Source organism: Escherichia sp. WS2035, from assembly GCF_046487065.1.
In the GTDB taxonomy this organism is placed as follows: Bacteria; Pseudomonadota; Gammaproteobacteria; order Enterobacterales; family Enterobacteriaceae; genus Escherichia; species Escherichia coli.
The window spans coordinates 58,960-75,815 of record NZ_JBJQKD010000014.1 but is presented as its reverse complement, the minus strand read 5'-3'; the positions used below and the strand labels follow the sequence as shown (position 1 = coordinate 75,815).

The 16,856-nt window shown below is 53.3% G+C and carries 14 protein-coding genes; 2 read left to right on the top strand and 12 right to left on the bottom strand.

The genetic code is table 11. The features are described from left to right. Positions 1 to 126: 126 nt before the first annotated feature. The 3 genes from ndk to yfhM form a co-directional block, all read right to left on the bottom strand. On the bottom strand, positions 127 to 558 hold the full coding sequence (gene ndk / locus ACJHX4_RS20415; protein WP_000963841.1) for a nucleoside-diphosphate kinase: 432 nt from the start codon (positions 556 to 558) through the stop codon (positions 127 to 129). A 148-nt stretch (positions 559 to 706) separates the two neighbouring features. Then, a complete protein-coding gene (gene pbpC, locus ACJHX4_RS20410; protein WP_001137648.1) occupies positions 707 to 3,019 on the bottom strand; it encodes a peptidoglycan glycosyltransferase PbpC in 2,313 nt (770 codons plus the stop codon). Further along, positions 3,020 to 7,981, bottom strand: a complete 4,962-nt coding sequence (gene yfhM / locus ACJHX4_RS20405) for an alpha2-macroglobulin (RefSeq protein ID WP_001531888.1) — start codon at positions 7,979 to 7,981, stop codon at positions 3,020 to 3,022. A 206-nt stretch (positions 7,982 to 8,187) separates the two neighbouring features. On the opposite strand from yfhM, the gene sseA reads away from it, so the two are divergent. Next, the gene (sseA, locus tag ACJHX4_RS20400; RefSeq protein ID WP_000108615.1) at positions 8,188 to 9,033 is read left to right on the top strand and encodes a 3-mercaptopyruvate sulfurtransferase; all 846 of its coding nucleotides are present in this window, start codon (positions 8,188 to 8,190) and stop codon (positions 9,031 to 9,033) included. A 335-nt stretch (positions 9,034 to 9,368) separates the two neighbouring features. Beyond that, positions 9,369 to 9,494: a small toxic inner membrane protein TimP gene (timP, locus tag ACJHX4_RS20395; protein ID WP_242804991.1), complete on the top strand. Its 126-nt coding sequence runs from the start codon at positions 9,369 to 9,371 to the stop codon at positions 9,492 to 9,494. Between the two features lie 31 nt (positions 9,495 to 9,525). Here timP and sseB read toward each other — a convergent pair whose 3' ends face one another. The 9 genes from sseB to iscS form a co-directional block, all read right to left on the bottom strand. Further along, positions 9,526 to 10,302, bottom strand: coding sequence for an enhanced serine sensitivity protein SseB (sseB, locus tag ACJHX4_RS20390; protein WP_001296292.1), 777 nt, complete (start codon positions 10,300 to 10,302; stop codon positions 9,526 to 9,528). A gap of 141 nt (positions 10,303 to 10,443) precedes the next feature. Further along, entirely contained in the window at positions 10,444 to 11,727 is a 1,284-nt protein-coding gene (pepB, locus tag ACJHX4_RS20385; RefSeq protein WP_000133610.1) for an aminopeptidase PepB, read from the bottom strand. A gap of 58 nt (positions 11,728 to 11,785) precedes the next feature. Further along, complete coding sequence (gene iscX, locus ACJHX4_RS20380; RefSeq protein ID WP_000523612.1) at positions 11,786 to 11,986, bottom strand: Fe-S cluster assembly protein IscX; 201 nt, start codon at positions 11,984 to 11,986, stop codon at positions 11,786 to 11,788. An 11-nt stretch (positions 11,987 to 11,997) separates the two neighbouring features. Next, positions 11,998 to 12,333, bottom strand: coding sequence for an ISC system 2Fe-2S type ferredoxin (gene fdx, locus ACJHX4_RS20375; protein WP_001124471.1), 336 nt, complete (start codon positions 12,331 to 12,333; stop codon positions 11,998 to 12,000). 1 nt (position 12,334) lies between these two features. Beyond that, positions 12,335 to 14,185, bottom strand: coding sequence for a Fe-S protein assembly chaperone HscA (gene hscA / locus ACJHX4_RS20370; protein ID WP_001196613.1), 1,851 nt, complete (start codon positions 14,183 to 14,185; stop codon positions 12,335 to 12,337). A 16-nt stretch (positions 14,186 to 14,201) separates the two neighbouring features. After that, complete coding sequence (hscB, locus tag ACJHX4_RS20365) at positions 14,202 to 14,717, bottom strand: co-chaperone HscB (protein WP_000384413.1); 516 nt, start codon at positions 14,715 to 14,717, stop codon at positions 14,202 to 14,204. A 95-nt stretch (positions 14,718 to 14,812) separates the two neighbouring features. Further along, complete coding sequence (iscA, locus tag ACJHX4_RS20360; RefSeq protein ID WP_000028953.1) at positions 14,813 to 15,136, bottom strand: iron-sulfur cluster assembly protein IscA; 324 nt, start codon at positions 15,134 to 15,136, stop codon at positions 14,813 to 14,815. A gap of 16 nt (positions 15,137 to 15,152) precedes the next feature. Further along, positions 15,153 to 15,539 (bottom strand): Fe-S cluster assembly scaffold IscU, encoded by a 387-nt coding sequence (gene iscU, locus ACJHX4_RS20355; RefSeq protein ID WP_000331707.1) that lies wholly within the window; start codon positions 15,537 to 15,539, stop codon positions 15,153 to 15,155. A gap of 27 nt (positions 15,540 to 15,566) precedes the next feature. Further along, positions 15,567 to 16,781 carry a cysteine desulfurase gene (gene iscS / locus ACJHX4_RS20350; protein WP_001295373.1) on the bottom strand — a complete coding sequence of 405 codons (1,215 nt, stop codon included), beginning with the start codon at positions 16,779 to 16,781 and terminating at the stop codon, positions 15,567 to 15,569. Positions 16,782 to 16,856 lie beyond the last annotated feature (75 nt).

Below are 16,856 nucleotides of genomic sequence, written 5' to 3'. Positions count from 1 at the left end.
CACGTTATGGCCCCTGGAGGGTTGAAAAAAGAAACGCCCCGGTGAGCGGCTGCTCGTCCGGGGGCGCTGCATTGTACAAATTCTGGCGCACGGATGCCACGTTTGCACGCGGCATTTACGAAATTATTAACGGGTGCGCGGGCACACTTCGCCTTCGCCGAAGAAATAAGCGATTTCGCGAGCGGCAGATTCGACGGAATCAGAACCGTGGGTACCATTTTCGGTCAGGCTGTCAGCGTAATCAGCACGCAGAGTACCGGCCAGTGCGTTTGCCGGATTGGTCGCGCCCAGCAGATCGCGGTGACGCTGAACAGCATTTTCACCTTCCAGCACGGAAACAACGATCGGGCCAGAAGTCATGAATTCAACCAGACCATCAAAGAACGGTTTTCCATCGTGTTCAGCATAAAAGCCACGAGCCTGTTCAACGGTCAGGTGCAGCATTTTGGTGCCGACAATTTTGAACCCTGCAGCTTCAAAGCGCGCAAAGATACTACCAATCACGTTTTTTGCTACTGCGTTCGGTTTGATGATGGAAAAAGTACGTTCAATAGCCATTTTTACCTCTGTAAATTGTTCTGTTGTTGTCTGTACCAGCGTACGAGATGGCGCGGATTATAATGAGCAACAGGGCCGTTGACTATTGATGAAGGTAACATTTTTTTAAAATAAACCCAGTTTAAGCAACAATCAGGGACAAAACAGACTATTGCATGACAAATTTCACTGTCGCTATTTGCCCCACGTCATCCATCACCAGCAATTGATAATCGCCTTTATCCGTCAAATGCAGGGTCACGTTGCGCCCACGTTCAGTTAACGGTTCGCCGTTCAGAAACCACCAGCGTTCACCTGCCCCTCCACTTGATTGCAACGGCAAAGTCGCTTCCGCTGCGCCCGGTAAACGTTTAATAATCGCGCCATCGCGCACACCTGTTAGCTGCAGCGGGAGTTGTGCATCGTGACCGTATGGCGGGCAAATTGTCGAGGCCGGAGGCAAGCGCACAGCGCGACGTTCTGATGCGGGCAGCCAGGGTTCCAGCGGTAGCGGCCAGACATTTATCATTTCTTGTCGCGCCTGAGGGCAATCAGCGGCAACACGTTTGCCGTTTTCATCCAGCCAGATGGGGAAACGAATGCCATTAATGCCTTCCTGCTCCGGCAGTAATAGAGTTGGCGGCTGGCTCCCGTCCAGCAGCCAGGTTGCCAGGCGGCGGCGACAGTTACCGTCACCTTCCGGCAAAGACTGTCCGCCCGGCCAGCAGATAACGCCACGACTTACAGAGTCAGGACGTGGGTCTTCCGGCAAATTCACACTGCGCGACAGTAAGATATTATTAACCTGATTCAACAGCGGTACGGCACTGGCAAAGCCAAACTGACCAACAACGGGCGTGCCGTCCGGTCTGCCAGTCCAGATCCCAATGACATAGCGAGCGTTAACCCCAATCGCCCAGGCATCACGATAGCCATAGCTGGTGCCCGTTTTCCATGCCAGTGGGGCGACGCGCGGCAAGGCACCATCCGGCAAGGGTTGCGCTTCATCAGCCATAATCCGGCGAATGATCCACGCAGCCCCCGACGACATTAAAGGCCGTTCAAGCAGCGGATCGTCAGGCTGTAAGCGCAATTTGCCTGCCTTGCCGTGGCGAGCAAACGCGGTATACGCTGCTGCCATATCTTCCAGTTTTGCGCCAGCGCCGCCGAGAATGAGCGAAAGATTCGGCGCAGCACCGTTGGGCAGATACAACGGCAATCCAACATTGCGTAACTTTGCCGCAAACCGTTTCGGTCCATAGGCTTCCAGCACCTGCACAGCAGGTAAGTTCAGCGATCGCACCAGCGCCTCACTCATGCTGATCGGGCCATGAAAACCGCTGTCAAAGTTGCCAGGTCGGTAATCACCGGTGCGTCGGGGGACGTCTTGCAACAGCGATGCCGGGTGGATCACGCCTTCATCCAGCGCCAGACCATAAGCAAACGGTTTGAGCACCGATCCTGGCGATCGGATCGCATTGACCATATCAACATGACCAAAGCGTGAATCATCGTTGAGATCAACCGATCCCACCCAGCCGCGAACACGCATATCGGTATGATCAACCACGATCATCGCCAGTGAGCTGCGCGGTGGCAATCGTCCTTTCCAGTTTTGCGCCAGTTCTTCCAGACGTCGTTGAAGACCGGCATCCAGCGTAGTAACGATTTTGTCGCTTTTGCTTTTACCGAGCATCATGCGCGAAAACAGCGGTGCCAGTTGCGGCATTTGTCGGGGTGCCAGCCAGATGGGTTCTTCCCTTGACTCTTTTACCCGCTCACGGGACCACACACCTTGCACGGCCATCCGTTCGAGCACTTTATTACGCGCGGCTTCGGCACGCTCCGGCCAACGATCCGGGCGAAGACGGCTGGGCGCTTGCGGCAACACCGCCAGCATTGCCGCCTCGGAATAGCTTAAATTCGCAGGCGATTTCCCGAGATAAGCCCAACTTGCCGCACCAATCCCCTGCAACGTACCGCCAAACGGGGCACGGTTAAGATACAAGGTCAGAATTTCACGTTTAGACAGATGCCATTCCAGTTGCAACGCGCGCCAGAGCTGACGAATTTTGCCGCCAAACGTTTTGGGGTGAGGATCAAGCAGGCGCGCCACCTGCATGGTGAGCGTGCTGCCGCCGGAAATGACCCGACCCGACGTGAGATCTTGCCAGGCTGCACGCGCCACCGAGAACGGATTCACCCCCGGATGCTTCCAGAACCAGCGATCTTCATAATTGATCAGTGCTTCAAGGTAACGTGGAGAAACATCTTCGATTGTTACCGGATAACGCCAGATGCCGTCAGCATCGGCGAAACGCCAGAGTGGCGTACCATCCTGCGCCACCACCACGCGTGCAGGATTCACTTCTTGCAATGGCAGAGGCCAGAGTTTATCTGCTGCCCATGCTGCCAGAATGATGATAAAAGGCGCGGCTGTCAGCATTATCCAGCAGCCGCGTTTGGTTAACAGGCGAGGCATTTACGGTCTGACTATCAACAGATCGTCAGCCGCACCAGTCGCCCGCCATTGAGGAACATACATTGATTCCACCATAGGCTGCGGCACCTGATACGTTCCCGGCGTCACCGCCCGCGCCAGATACACCAGCGTTACCGGTTGATATTCATCAACGGCAACCGCCGCCACAAAGCGATCGTCACGGAACTCTATGTGCTTAATGCTCGCCTGCTGCATCTGGTTCAGCAAGTTCTGCACTTCACCACCACTTTGCTCCAGGCTGGCGCCGCCGTTCGCCAGATTCTGGTTTTCCAGTTCCAGCCCCGCAGGCAACAGATCCACGACTAACGCATCCGGTACACTGTTACTGGCTTTAACCTGCAACCACACCAGCACCAGATCGCCGCTACGTAACGAGTCCAGCGATTTGCTCTTACCGTCAGTACCCAGAATATGACGCTCAATTTGCAGCACATTGCTCGCCGGTAAAGGTGCGGATTGCGGATAACCGCTGGCATCCACACGCAGCCATAACGGCTGATCGCCACTGTTGGTCACCTGCAAGGTGGCAAGTTGATCGCTATTCAGATTGCTGGTTTGCGCTTTCTCGCCTGTCAGCGGCTCAGCAGAGAAAGTGGTTTGCGCCTGCCATTTGCCCGGTAAATCCTGAAGAGTACGGGCAGCCAGGAACAACGCGTTACTTTCCTGCGTCGATAGCCAGCGTTCACCGAACGCCTGCTGCGAAAGTGTGTTCAACAGGGAGTACTGCTCATCGGGTAGCAGTTTGTTCTCTTCCAGCAATGAGAGCATCAACGCGCTGTCGCGCAGTGGACTACCGTAATCACCCAGCCATATCCGCTCATCACTATTACGCGGCGTTTTCAGCGCCAGCACAATCGCTTCTTCACCACGCGTTGCATCACCCATGATTTTCAGCGCAACGCCAAGTTGCAGCAGCGGTAAACCAGAAGCGGCATCTGCACGATGCTCCCAGATTTCACGCAGCGCACCCAGTGGTGCTTTTTGCTGACGGGCCAACACCAGCGCAGCGTAAGACTGTACGGCGAATTTACTGGCTTTGAGATTATCAGCGTACGGGATCGATATCATGCCCGGATCTTGTAAATAGCGCAGCAGACGCTCATTACCCCGGTTAATGGCGTCTGTCGGTACGCTGTAACCCTGTTCGCCTGCGCGGACCAGGAAATCCATCACGTAAGCCGTCAGCCAGTACTCTTCGTCACCGTTTTTATCCCACAGCGCAAAGCCGCCGTTATCACGTTGCATTTGCAGCAAACGGGAAATGCCGATATCGACCGATGCACGGCGTTTCTCATCACTGTCGCCTTTGATGCCCAACGCCTGCAGTTGGGCTGCATTGGTATAAAGTGACGGGAACAGGCCGCTGGCGGTTTGCTCGAGACAGCCGTACGGATACGCTTTTAACTCTTTGATATAACGTGCGATGTTCAGCGGTGGTTTGCCGCTCAACAATAACTGCCCTTCCAGCGTAACAGGCGAGAAGTTTTGCAATCCATCAGCCGGGAGCGCCCAGGTTTCACCAGGCTGTAACGCCGTACCGTAATTGACCGTTTGTGCCGGGAATGCCGGACGGACGCCGATTTTCCACTGCTTATGCTGATCGGCAACGGTTTCCCCCGGTAACGCTAACCCGCTAATGGTGGCCTGAATGTCACCATCGCCATAACCCGTCAGAGCACGCACCGGGATAAACAGCGTAGTACGCACCCCTGGCGCTAATTCAACAGGTGCGGGGGAATTACTCACCAGTTCAAGCAAGCCACTGGCGGTCAGAGCAACATTAAGTTTTTGCGGTTTATCGGTAAGATTAGTGATATCCAGCGTCAGGCGCGAGGTATCGCCACTCGCCATAAAGCGCGGCATGTTAAGTTCAGCAATCACCGGTGCGGCAACAATCACTTTGCTTTCGTTGCTTCCGAAGTCATCTGCCGTCCAGGCTTGCGCCATGACGCGCAATTCACCGTTAAAATCGCCAATTGGCAGTGTAACCGAGCCTTCGCCCTGTTCATTGAGCGTTACCGGCAGCGCCTGCTGCGCGACAATATTGACGTGATTGACCGGCGGTTTACCACCACGTTTCAGCTCATCACCATCACCACCAAAACGCAGAGCTGCCAGACGCCCCTGACCTTCAATAACCTGACCGTAAATATCGTAAATGTCTGCGCCATAGCGTTTCTGACCAAAGAACGCCTGCCACGGATCTGGCGTGACGTAATCAGTAATATTCAGCACACCGCTATCAACGGCAGACACCAGCACATTCACCTGTTTTGGCATCTCACCATTTTTATTGCTGGCTTTAATTTTCACGGTTAATGGCTGATTGGGGCGCATTTTGGTGGGGGTTTCCAGCGCCAGATCGAGGCGACGGTTTTCATCACCAAGCGGCAGATGCAACACCCCAACCGCGCGTTTTGGCGTCGCGGAGCGAGATTTATCGCCAGGACGTACCACCAGCGTACTTAAATACAGATCATGACGATTCCAGGTTTTATCGACCGGAATCGTCAGATCCAGCCCTTGAGCCGGAACATCAATCTCTTGCCACCACAACGGCCCTTCACTGGACTCGACCATCGCATAACCTTTACCCGCCGTTGGCGCGGCAATATGCAACTTAATGGTATCGCCAGGGCGATAACTGGCTTTATCCAGTTTCAGCGTGACACGGTCGGGTCGCACTGCACCACCCCCGTCGCTGTTATCCTGCCAGCTATAACCAGCCCAGAAACGCACACTACTGACCGCTTCATTCGGCGCTTTAACTTCCAGACGATAAGCGCCCCACTCTACCGGGAAACTGACCTTACCGGTTTCGTCCGCTTTCAGATCCAGAGTTTGTTCATTTTCGATCAGATCTTTTTGATCAAACTGTGACTGCCAGCCTTCATATTCCGACCAGTTCCAGTAGTAATCGCGGCGTTCGCGAATCAGGCGCACCTGCAAGCCCGACACGGCTTTTTTCACGCCTTGCGCATCGCTATAAACGATGTCAAAAGCGGCGTTACTGCCTTCATCAACAATGGGCTGTTTCACCGTGCTGTCGGTGCGATAATCGTAAACCGATTTCGAGGCGAACTGCGGACGGATCCCCGGCAATGCATCGGCAGGCCAGATAGCCTGCTCAGCACGGCGCGTCACCGGGCGACCGCCCGATTCCAGCAAACTACCCTGGAAAATAACCTGTAATGGAGAATGTGTTTCCTTCCACTGGCTTTCTGTAGAAACTTCGCCGCGCCCTTTATCATCCAGCGTCAACTGAACTTCATCCAGCGTGCGGGAAAGATTTTCGGCAGCTATATCGCCGAATTCAAAACCAGGTAAGGCTGACACAGCTTCACGCTGTGGGCGCAGGAAAAGTTGCCCTTGCAAAGTATTACCATTCGCAAGTGCACCATACAGGTAGTACCCCACCACGGAGAATTTCACTTCATCTTTCGGCGTTAGCGGGGTTTTCTCACCGGTCAGATTCAGCGCCATACGCTCTGGCATAAAATCTTCGACGTGGAAATCCCACATCCGATACTGGTTATCGCCCGTGTTAGCGCGAATATGCCACATACCGGTTGCCGCATTGCTATCGAGTGGCCAGGTAAAGTGGTAGAGGCCATTCTCCGGCTGACTAACGACGCTCCTGAGTACCTGCCCGTCGGGTTTAATCACGTCTAACTTGATGGGTTGATCGGGCAATGCTTTACCGTCTGCATCACGCAGCAAACCATTGAGGATGACCGTTTCACCCGGGCGATAAAGATCGCGCGGGCCAAACATGAAAAACTGTTTGCTATAGCCTGGCGCGCCAGCAATGTTAAATTCCGCTAAGTCCAGCGCCGGGAGTTTTAAATCGAGCAGCGTTGTCTGACCGTTTTTACGCGCCAGCAGTAATGCCGCGTTTTTATCATTTTCCAGTTGCACATGCCCCTGAGCGTCACTGGTTGCCTGAGTCAGAGTCTGCCCTTTCTCATTTAATAAAGAGACTTCAATTCCTTGCAGGGCCGCGCCGTTTTCCAGACTTTGGGTAAAGATATCCAGACGATTGTGATAACGGTGAGCTGAAACGCCAATATCACTTAACGTAAACAGCGTCGCGGGATTACTGTAATCGTAACGTCCAGCCTGATTCATCACAGCCAGATACACGCCCGCCTGCTGAAGCGGTTTGATATCGCCCAGCGGCAGCAATAATTTTTCACGGGTGTTACGCGCAGGATTGAGATCAAACCGTCCGGTGTAGACCAGATCCGCCATCTGCAGCAGTTTATCTGACTGCCAGTTCGCCAGCGAATTGCGGTATTCCCACTGGCTAATGAAAGCGGGCAGTGATTCTGGTTTCACACGGAAGAAGTTAACATCGACATTGTTAACGTTAAGCGCCATTACCGGCAGCCCTTCAACGACCTTACCAGGAAGCAACGAACCACGACTGGCAAAACCGACGCTGGGTTGGATATCGCGGGTAGTTATAGTTTTTTCGTCATCTTTACTAAAGGTTGCGTTATTGAGCGCTTTGACCTCCTTGCCAATAGTGACGATCAAATCACGTTTCGGTTCGAGGTGGCGTAAACGCAGCTCTTTAAGATTATCTGACAGCTCCCAGGCACCATCCACTTTGCCGCTTTTTTTATCGACGACATGAATAACGCGTGAGAAATCCTGATCCGGGTCGAGAGGGATGGAGAACGTCAGCACCAGCGTGGCTGCGCCATCGAGTTGAACTTCAGAGAGATCCAGCAATGTCAGCGCCTTACCGGCACTCTGTTGGGCCAGTTTTTGTCGCTCCGGCGCGGAAAGTTTTGCTGAACTCACGTTTTCTGAAGAGGCCGCTTTAGTAACTTCAGAAGGCGCATCTTTTTTCACCGCTGTTGGCGCGTTATCGTTGTTGTCGCACCCTGCCAGCGCCAGCATTAGCATGCAGGCGGCTACGCGTAACTTTTTCATTTTTCATCCCTGCCACAATGGCCCGTTAGCAACGTCGAATAATTATTATGCGTGAGAATTTACGTTATGTAATTCAGTATCACGCCCATACAATCCGAATTTTAGTGAGAATTGTGGCTCAGACAGCCAAATCAGCCTCTTTTGCTTGTCGCTTTTCACTAAACATCCGACAATTTAGCCTAACCCCGGCAAAAATGGAGATGCCTATGTCCACGACATGGTTTGTAGGAGCCGACTGGCTCGCCGAACATATTGATGACCCGGAAATTCAGATTATCGATGCCCGCATGGCGTCGCCTGGACAGGAAGATCGTAACGTTGCTCAGGAGTATCTGAATGGACATATTCCCGGCGCAGTGTTTTTTGATATCGAAGCGCTTTCTGATCACACTTCCCCGCTTCCGCACATGCTGCCGCGCCCGGAAACGTTCGCCGTGGCGATGCGTGAATTAGGCGTTAACCAGGATAAGCACCTGATTGTCTATGACGAAGGTAATCTTTTCTCAGCCCCACGAGCATGGTGGATGCTGCGCACCTTTGGTGTAGAGAAAGTGTCGATTCTGGGTGGTGGACTTGCAGGCTGGCTGCGTGATGATCTGCTATTAGAAGAAGGCGCAGTAGAGCTGCCGGAAGGAGAGTTTAACGCCGCGTTTAATCCTGAAGCCGTGGTGAAAGTAACCGATGTATTATTGGCAAGCCATGAAAATACGGCGCAAATTATTGATGCCCGCCCGGCTACACGTTTTAACGCAGAAGTTGATGAACCTCGCCCAGGTTTACGTCGCGGACATATTCCCGGTGCATTGAACGTTCCGTGGACGGAACTGGTACGTGAAGGCGAACTAAAAACGACCGATGAACTGGATGCGATATTTTTTGGTCGCGGTGTCAGCTATGACAAACCAATTATCGTCAGCTGCGGTTCTGGTGTAACAGCAGCCGTGGTTTTGTTGGCACTTGCGACGTTGGATGTGCCAAACGTGAAACTGTACGACGGCGCATGGAGTGAATGGGGCGCACGGGCAGATTTACCGGTTGAGCCCGTAAAATAAGCTTTTTACGGGCAATAAAAAACCGCCGAATTTGGCGGTTTTTTATTGCTGGTCTGGTTCGCGGCCTTTCCAGCAGGTTGTATTACCGTAGTAATGCAAGCGCGTCTCAGCGGACACAATACTCGCCAGTAACTCTCTTTTTGTCAAGTAAAAGAGAGTTATTATTGTTCTGTTAGTGTATTATCCACTGCGGCCCTTTCCGCCGTCTCGCAAGCGGGCGCTGGCTTAAGGAAAGGATGTTCCGCGACCGTTAGGGCAAGCGCGTCTCAGCGCTTGCTATCGCGGCAATATCGCCAGTGGTGCTGTCGTGATGCGGTCTTCGCATGGACCGCACAATGAAGATACGGTGCTTTTGTATCGTACTTATTGTTTCTGGTGCGCTGTTAACCGAGGTAAATAATAACCGAAGTCTCTTCGGCGACAATTTACTGGTGGTTAACAACCTTCAGAGCAGCAAGTAAGCCCGAATGCCGCCCTTTGGGGCGGCATATTTTAGATTATCCGGTTCTGTTTAAAGTCACGCAAAAAACCACCCCAGCGACGTTCATAGAATGGCGCAATATGTTCGGTAATAAAGTGGCTAATTCCTTTTTCCCCTTTTTTCACCTGACAAATATCGATGGGTTCATCACCAGGTAATGTATCGGTCGCTACACTTCCCGCCACCTGAATAATTTCTTCGATATCACCATCGGCTTCAATGCCAATAAGTAAATTAGGCTGTGCCTCTTCGTTCTCTTTAATTGAACAAATAAAAGCACGCTTCACCGGCTTAATGGTTTTAAATAAGGTGGTAAGTGAATCAATCATTTGCGCTGGCGGCTCTGCGACTTCCGATAATATCAGCGATTCACCGCCTTCCAGTACTTCCTGGCTACTCAGCGGATTCCCTTCTTCACCAATCAACAAACTGATTTCACGCGGCATAAACTCTTTACCGGTTGGCAGTTTGGCATTAAGGAAGAGCGTTTCGCCAAGGGTCATCTCAAACAATGTGCGAACGGGCATTACGACAAATGCCTGTTCGTCTTCAACCGCCTGTTGAAGTGCTTCTAACGAGGTAAAAAAAGGAATGACGCTGGTGCCGTCTTCTTTTTCCCAGTGCTGTAAATCAAGCGCGCTATCTTCAACTACTGCCTCGCCCTGCGCCGCCGTACCAGGCACCCAGACGGTGGATTCCAGTAGAGTACGGAAAAAGGCCGGGCGGTGCGCCGGTTCGGTTGCTGCTTTTTCCAGCAGGTCTTCAAGTTCGTTTTTTGTTTCGGACATAAGAACCACAATTCATTCAACGTTCGGGGAGCAAGTGCCTGATGCGCCACGCTTATCAGGCCTACAAGGGAGTCGCAATCTATTGGATTTTCGCAATTTGTAGGCCGGATAAGGCGTTTACGCCGCATCCGGCATATTAGTTTACGCCGTTAACAGATTAGCAATCGTGCGCACACCAAGTCCCGTAGCACCCGCAGACCACTGTTCAACCGGCGCTTTACGGTAAGTCGCCGAGCAGTCGATATGCAGCCAGCCTTGCTGATAGTTCTCAACAAAGTGCGACAGGAAGCCCGCAGCCGTACTTGCACCTGCCGGATACGCCGCGCTTCCGGTATTGTTCAGTTCGGCAAAGTTAGACGGCAGCTGGCTGCGGTGGAATTCCGCCAGCGGCAGACGCCAGAACGGTTCGTTCTCTTGTGAGGCACTCGCCAGCAAACGACCGGCAAGCGCATCGTCAAAACTGAACAACGCGTGATAATCATTACCCAGCGCAGTTTTCGCCGCCCCGGTGAGGGTCGCCGCATCAATGATCAGTTCCGGTTTCTGCGCACTGGCATCAATCAGGCCATCGGCCAGCACCAGACGCCCTTCGGCATCAGTGTTCATCACTTCAACTTTTTTACCGTTGCGATAGGTGATGATATCGCCCAGCTTGAACGCATTGCCGCTGATCAGGTTATCCGCACAACAGAGGAACAGCTTCACGCGCTTGTTCAGTCCGCGCGTAATGGCAAATGCCAGCGCCCCGGTAACCGTTGCCGCACCGCCCATATCCGACTTCATCGAGTCCATAAACGCGGTCTGTTTGATGCTGTAGCCGCCGGAATCAAAAGTGATGCCTTTACCAACCAGGCACGCGTACACTGGCGCTTCTTTATCGCCAGTTGGGTTGTAATCCAGCGCCAGCAATACCGGAGAACGTTCTGAACCGCGCCCGACAGTGTGCAGCCCCATATAACCTTGCTCACGCAGATCTTCGCCTTTGGTGATCCGGTAAGTCACACGATCCCCTGCGACGTTGCAGATCAGATCAACAGCACGCTGTGCCAGTTGCGATGGTCCCAGCTCTTCTGCCGGTGCGTTGATGGTGTCACGCACCCAGTCAATGATCATCAGGCGGTTATCCAGTTCCTGACGCTGGGCATCGTCCAGCTCTGGCCACTCCACTTTACGTGTGCCTTTCGGGGCTTTGTAACCTTGCCAGAATGCCCAGCAGCGATCCGCATCCCAGCCTTCACCGCTTAACTGAACATGCTTAATGCCCAGACCATCAACCTTGCGCGCCGCACGCTGGATCAACCCCAGATCGTCTGCCCCGTTCAAATGCAGGGTAATGCCATCATTATTAATGCTGTAAGTTGCTTTTTCTCCCCAGCGCACGTCGGCAGGTTGGGTAGAAAGGGTAATTTTCATCGCTTCTGTCATTTTAGTTATCCTTATTCGTTTAACAGCAAAACGGGCTACCCCCAGGCAGCCCGTTCATTCACTCGGCTTCGTCCAGCCAGACCAACAAAATCGCTTCGAGGATTTTCTCGTTCGATGCCTGCGGGTCGTCGTCGAAATCTTCCAGAGCGCAAATCCACTGATGCATATCGGTGAATCGAACCGTTTTCGGATCAATATCGGGATACGCATCGTACAGTGCTTCGCCAATTTCGCGGCTATCGGTCCACTTAAGTCCCATACTAACCTCTGTTAATGCTCACGCGCATGGTTGATAGTGTAACGCGGGATTTCGACCACTAAATCTTCGTCGGTAACGCGCGCCTGGCAGCTTAAACGGCTTTCCGGCTCCAGCCCCCAGGCTTTGTCCAGCATGTCGTCTTCCTGCTCTGAGCTTTCCGGCAGCGAGTCAAAACCTTCGCGAACGATGCAGTGGCAGGTGGTGCAAGCACAGGATTTTTCACAGGCGTGTTCAATCTCGATACCGTTACGCAGCGCAACATCGAGAATGGTTTCACCGCTATTCGCTTCCAGAACAGCGCCATCAGGGCAGAGATCCTGATGAGGCAAAATAACAATCTTTGGCATATTAAACCTCGTCCACGGAATGGCCTTTCAGCGCACGACGAACCGACTGGTCCATGCGGCGAGCGGCGAAATCCTGGGTTTGTTTGTCTACGTTTTTAATCGCTTGTTCGATGGCGTCAACATCATCGCCCTGCGCCACTTCACTCAGGTGAGCGGCAGCATCGTCGATAACCTGACGTTCTGCGGCGCTTAACAGCGCGGCATCAGCAGCCAGCGCACCGTGCAGACTTTCCAGCACACGCGCCGCTTCTACTTTTTGTTCTGCCAGCATTCGGGCTTTTACGTCCTGCTCGGCATAGCTCATTGAGTCTTTGATCATCGAGGCGATTTCGCTATCGGTCAGGCCATAAGACGGTTTGACCTGAATAGACGCCTCAACGCCGGTGGATTTCTCCATCGCCGTCACGCTCAAAAGACCGTCGGCATCGACCTGGAACGTCACGCGAATATGCGCACCGCCAGCCGGTAGCGCCGGAATACCTCGCAGCGCAAAACGCGCCAGCGAGCGGCAGTCCTGCACCAGTTCGCGCTCACCCTGCATCACATGGATAGACATCGCCGTCTGACCATCTTTAAAGGTGGTGAAATCCTGGGCGCGGGCCACCGGAATCGTGGTATTACGCGGGATCACTTTCTCCACCAGGCCGCCCATCGTTTCGAGGCCCAGCGACAGCGGGATCACATCCAGCAACAGCATTTCGCTGTCCGGCTTGTTACCCACCAGAATATCCGCCTGAATCGCCGCGCCAATAGCGACGACTTTATCCGGGTCGATAGAAGTCAGCGGTGGACGACCGAAAAATTCGCCTACTCGTTCACGCACCAGCGGCACGCGAGTAGAACCGCCCACCATCACCACTTCCAGCACTTCATCAGCTTCTACGCCCGCATCTTTCAGCGCGCGACGACAAGCCAGTAAGGTTCGTTTTACCAGTGGCGCGATCAGTTCATTGAATTGTTCACGGCTGATTTCGCCCTGCCAGCCCGCAACGTTAACGGTCACAGAGTCCGCATCGCTCAGCGCGATTTTGGCCGCAATGGCAGCATCGAGCAGTTCACGCTGAACGCGGTTATCGCTACGATCAGGAATGCCCGCCTGCTCGCGAATGTAATCCGCCAGCAGATGGTCGAAATCATCGCCGCCGAGCGCGGAATCACCGCCGGTCGCCAGCACTTCAAACACGCCGCGACTTAAGCGCAGAATGGAAATATCAAACGTCCCGCCGCCGAGGTCATAAACAGCGATCACGCCTTCCTGGCCGGAATCCAGCCCGTAGGCAATAGCCGCAGCGGTCGGTTCATTAAGTAAGCGCAGAACATGCAGCCCCGCCAGACGCGCCGCGTCTTTGGTGCCCTGACGCTGGGCATCATCAAAGTACGCCGGAACGGTGATAACGACACCATCCAGCTCGCCTGCCAGGGCTTCAGTTGCCCGCGCCGCCAGTGCTTTGAGGATGTCCGCAGAAACGCGCACCGGGTTCAGCAGCCCCGCCGCCGTTTCAATCATCGGCAGGCCATTCTCGCTGGCCTGGAATTGATAAGGCAGATGCGGATAGCGTTGCTGGATATCAGCCAGCGAGCGCCCCATCAGGCGTTTAACAGAACTAATGGTGTTGGCGGTGTCGAGCGCTGCGTTAGTACGCGCGTCATAACCCACCGAATGCCCTTGCTGTTGATAGTGAACAACAGACGGCAGCAGGTGACGGCCTTCATGGTCAGCTAACGTTTCGGCCTGACCGCTGCGCACTGTTGCCACCAGCGAGTTGGTTGTGCCCAGGTCAATACCGGCCGCCAGGCGACGCTGATGCGGCGCAGCACTCAAACCAGGTTCACTAATTTGTAATAAGGCCATGTTTAGCTTCCAGAAATTAAAAATCGAGCAGTTTTTCTTCGAGTTGTTCGGCACTGCTCCGCAGTTTATCGAGAAAACGCAGCTTACGCACAGTATCCGCCGCCGCGTCCCACGTCTCGTTGTCTAACTGTTCAACCATCAACTGATGGCGGGTATCAAACATCTTTTTCACACGTTTGATAAAGCTTTCCAGCCGCGCTTCATCTTTCGCCTGTTCGATCTCGTCCAGTTCTTCGCGCAGTTCCAGCTGTTCCATCAGGAACGCGGTGTCGCGCACAGTATGCTGCTCGCTGGCGAGATCAAAACCGTGCAAAGAAAGCAAATATTCCGCGCGCATTAACGGATGACGCAGCGTTTGCCAGGCCTGGTTAATGGTCGCGGATTGCTGTACGGCGGCGAGTTGTTCCGCCTGGCTTCCGCTGGCGAATTTATCAGGATGATACTGACGTTGTAGATCCTGAAAACGCAGGCTCAGCGCCTGGGTATCGAGTTGATAACGGGCAGGCAAGCCAAAGAGGGTGAAGTAATCCATAACATTCTCAGGGCTGCGATCCGCCGCGATAACGGCGAATCAGGTAAAACAAACCCCACGCGCAGGCGACCACGGTGGGGTTATCGGTATGCGCATCAAACGTGGAAGCTTTCGCCGCAACCACACTCATCTTTGACGTTCGGGTTGGTGAATTTAAACCCTTCGTTAAGGCCTTCTTTGACGAAGTCCAGCTGCGTACCGTCCAGAAATTGCAGGCTTTTGCCATCGACCACGACTTTCACGCCTTTGTCTTCAAACACGATGTCTTCCGGCGTCGGTTCGTCAACAAATTCCAGTACATAAGCCATACCTGAACACCCGGAGGTTCTCACGCCCAGACGCAGGCCAAACCCTTTACCGCGGTTAGCCAGAAAGGTATTTACTCGCGCTGCTGCACTGTCGCTCAGTGTAATCGACATAACCAAACCTCAACTCTTATTTTGCTTCACGTTTGCTTTTATAGTCCGCAATGGCGGCTTTGATCGCGTCTTCTGCCAGAATAGAACAGTGAATTTTCACCGGCGGCAGTTCAAGTTCTTCAGCAATATCGGTGTTTTTGATCGCCTGCGCTTCGTCGAGAGACTTCCCTTTCACCCATTCGGTGACCAGGGAGCTGGAAGCGATAGCGGAACCGCAGCCGTAAGTTTTAAAACGCGCGTCTTCAATGATACCTTCATCGTTGACTTTAATCTGCAACTTCATCACGTCGCCACAGGCCGGTGCACCCACCATGCCGCTGCCGACGTTCTCGTCGTTGTTGTCAAAGGAACCCACGTTACGCGGATTCTCGTAATGGTCGATAACTTTTTCGCTGTAAGCCATTATAAATTCTCCTGATTCCGATACCGATTAATGATGAGCCCATTCGATGCTGTTCAGATCCACGCCCTGCTTGTACATTTCCCACAGCGGAGAAAGGTCACGCAGACGACCGATGGATTTACGAACTAACTCGATGGTGTAGTCGATCTCTTCTTCAGTAGTAAAACGACCTAAAGAGAAACGGATAGAGCTATGTGCCAGCTCGTCGTTCAGCCCCAGCGCGCGCAGCACGTAGGACGGTTCGAGGCTTGCTGACGTACAGGCGGAACCTGAAGAAACCGCGAGGTCTTTCAGCGCCATAATCAGCGACTCACCTTCAACGTAGTTGAAGCTGACGTTGAGAATGTTCGGCGCACCGTGTTCCAGGTCACCGTTCAGGTAAACTTCTTCGATATCTTTGATGCCGTTCCACAGACGATTACGCAGGCCGCGCAGACGTTCCATCTCGGTCGCCATCTCTTCTTTTGCGATGCGATAGGCTTCGCCCATACCGACGATCTGGTGAACAGGCAGAGTGCCGGAACGCATACCGCGCTCGTGACCGCCGCCATGCATTTGTGCTTCGATACGTACGCGCGGTTTACGACGCACATACAGCGCACCAATACCTTTCGGGCCATAGATTTTGTGACCGGAGAAAGACATCAGGTCAACTTTCAACTGGCTCAGATCGATCGGCAGTTTGCCCACGCTCTGGGTTGCATCAACGTGATAGATAATGCCACGAGCACGGCACATTTCGCCGATAGCCGCGATATCCTGCACCACGCCGATTTCGTTATTTACGTGCATGATGGAAACAAGGATGGTGTCGTCACGCATCGCTGCTTCGAGTTCTTTCAGGTCGATAATACCGTTACGCTGCGGTGCCAGGTAAGTGACTTCAAAACCTTCGCGCTCCAGCTGACGGCAGGTATCCAGTACCGCTTTATGTTCGGTTTTACTGGTGATGATGTGCTTGCCTTTTTTCTGATAAAAGTTGGCTGCACCTTTGATCGCCAGGTTGTCAGATTCGGTTGCACCAGAGGTAAAGACGATTTCACGCGGATCAGCGCCGACCAGATCGGCAATCTGATTACGGGCGATATCTACCGCTTCTTCAGCCTGCCAGCCGAAACGGTGAGAACGGGAGGCCGGGTTACCAAAGGTTCCGTCCATCGTCATAAACTGCATCATTTTCTCGGCAACACGCGGGTCCACCGGCGTGGTTGCGGAGTAGTCGAGATAAATCGGTAATTTCATTGCTCTATAAACTCCGTACATCACTCAATGCAAGGAACCAGGCTACCGGCTGGATGTACGACCGTGTTTACGGAG

Bases quoted from the DNA above. Each gene is read 5' to 3' on its own strand.
- sseB (WP_001296292.1), bottom strand. From the start codon at position 10,302: ATGTCCGAAACAAAAAACGAACTTGAAGACCTGCTGGAAAAAGCAGCA.
- hscB (WP_000384413.1), bottom strand. From the start codon at position 14,717: ATGGATTACTTCACCCTCTTTGGCTTGCCTGCCCGTTATCAACTCGAT.
- iscS (WP_001295373.1), bottom strand. From the start codon at position 16,781: ATGAAATTACCGATTTATCTCGACTACTCCGCAACCACGCCGGTGGAC.
- iscA (WP_000028953.1), bottom strand. From the start codon at position 15,136: ATGTCGATTACACTGAGCGACAGTGCAGCAGCGCGAGTAAATACCTTT.
- pbpC (WP_001137648.1), bottom strand. From the start codon at position 3,019: ATGCCTCGCCTGTTAACCAAACGCGGCTGCTGGATAATGCTGACAGCC.
- fdx (WP_001124471.1), bottom strand. From the start codon at position 12,333: ATGCCAAAGATTGTTATTTTGCCTCATCAGGATCTCTGCCCTGATGGC.
- yfhM (WP_001531888.1), bottom strand. From the start codon at position 7,981: ATGAAAAAGTTACGCGTAGCCGCCTGCATGCTAATGCTGGCGCTGGCA.
- hscA (WP_001196613.1), bottom strand. From the start codon at position 14,185: ATGGCCTTATTACAAATTAGTGAACCTGGTTTGAGTGCTGCGCCGCAT.
- pepB (WP_000133610.1), bottom strand. From the start codon at position 11,727: ATGACAGAAGCGATGAAAATTACCCTTTCTACCCAACCTGCCGACGTG.
- sseA (WP_000108615.1), top strand. From the start codon at position 8,188: ATGTCCACGACATGGTTTGTAGGAGCCGACTGGCTCGCCGAACATATT.
- timP (WP_242804991.1), top strand. From the start codon at position 9,369: ATGAAGATACGGTGCTTTTGTATCGTACTTATTGTTTCTGGTGCGCTG.
- iscX (WP_000523612.1), bottom strand. From the start codon at position 11,986: ATGGGACTTAAGTGGACCGATAGCCGCGAAATTGGCGAAGCACTGTAC.
- ndk (WP_000963841.1), bottom strand. From the start codon at position 558: ATGGCTATTGAACGTACTTTTTCCATCATCAAACCGAACGCAGTAGCA.
- iscU (WP_000331707.1), bottom strand. From the start codon at position 15,539: ATGGCTTACAGCGAAAAAGTTATCGACCATTACGAGAATCCGCGTAAC.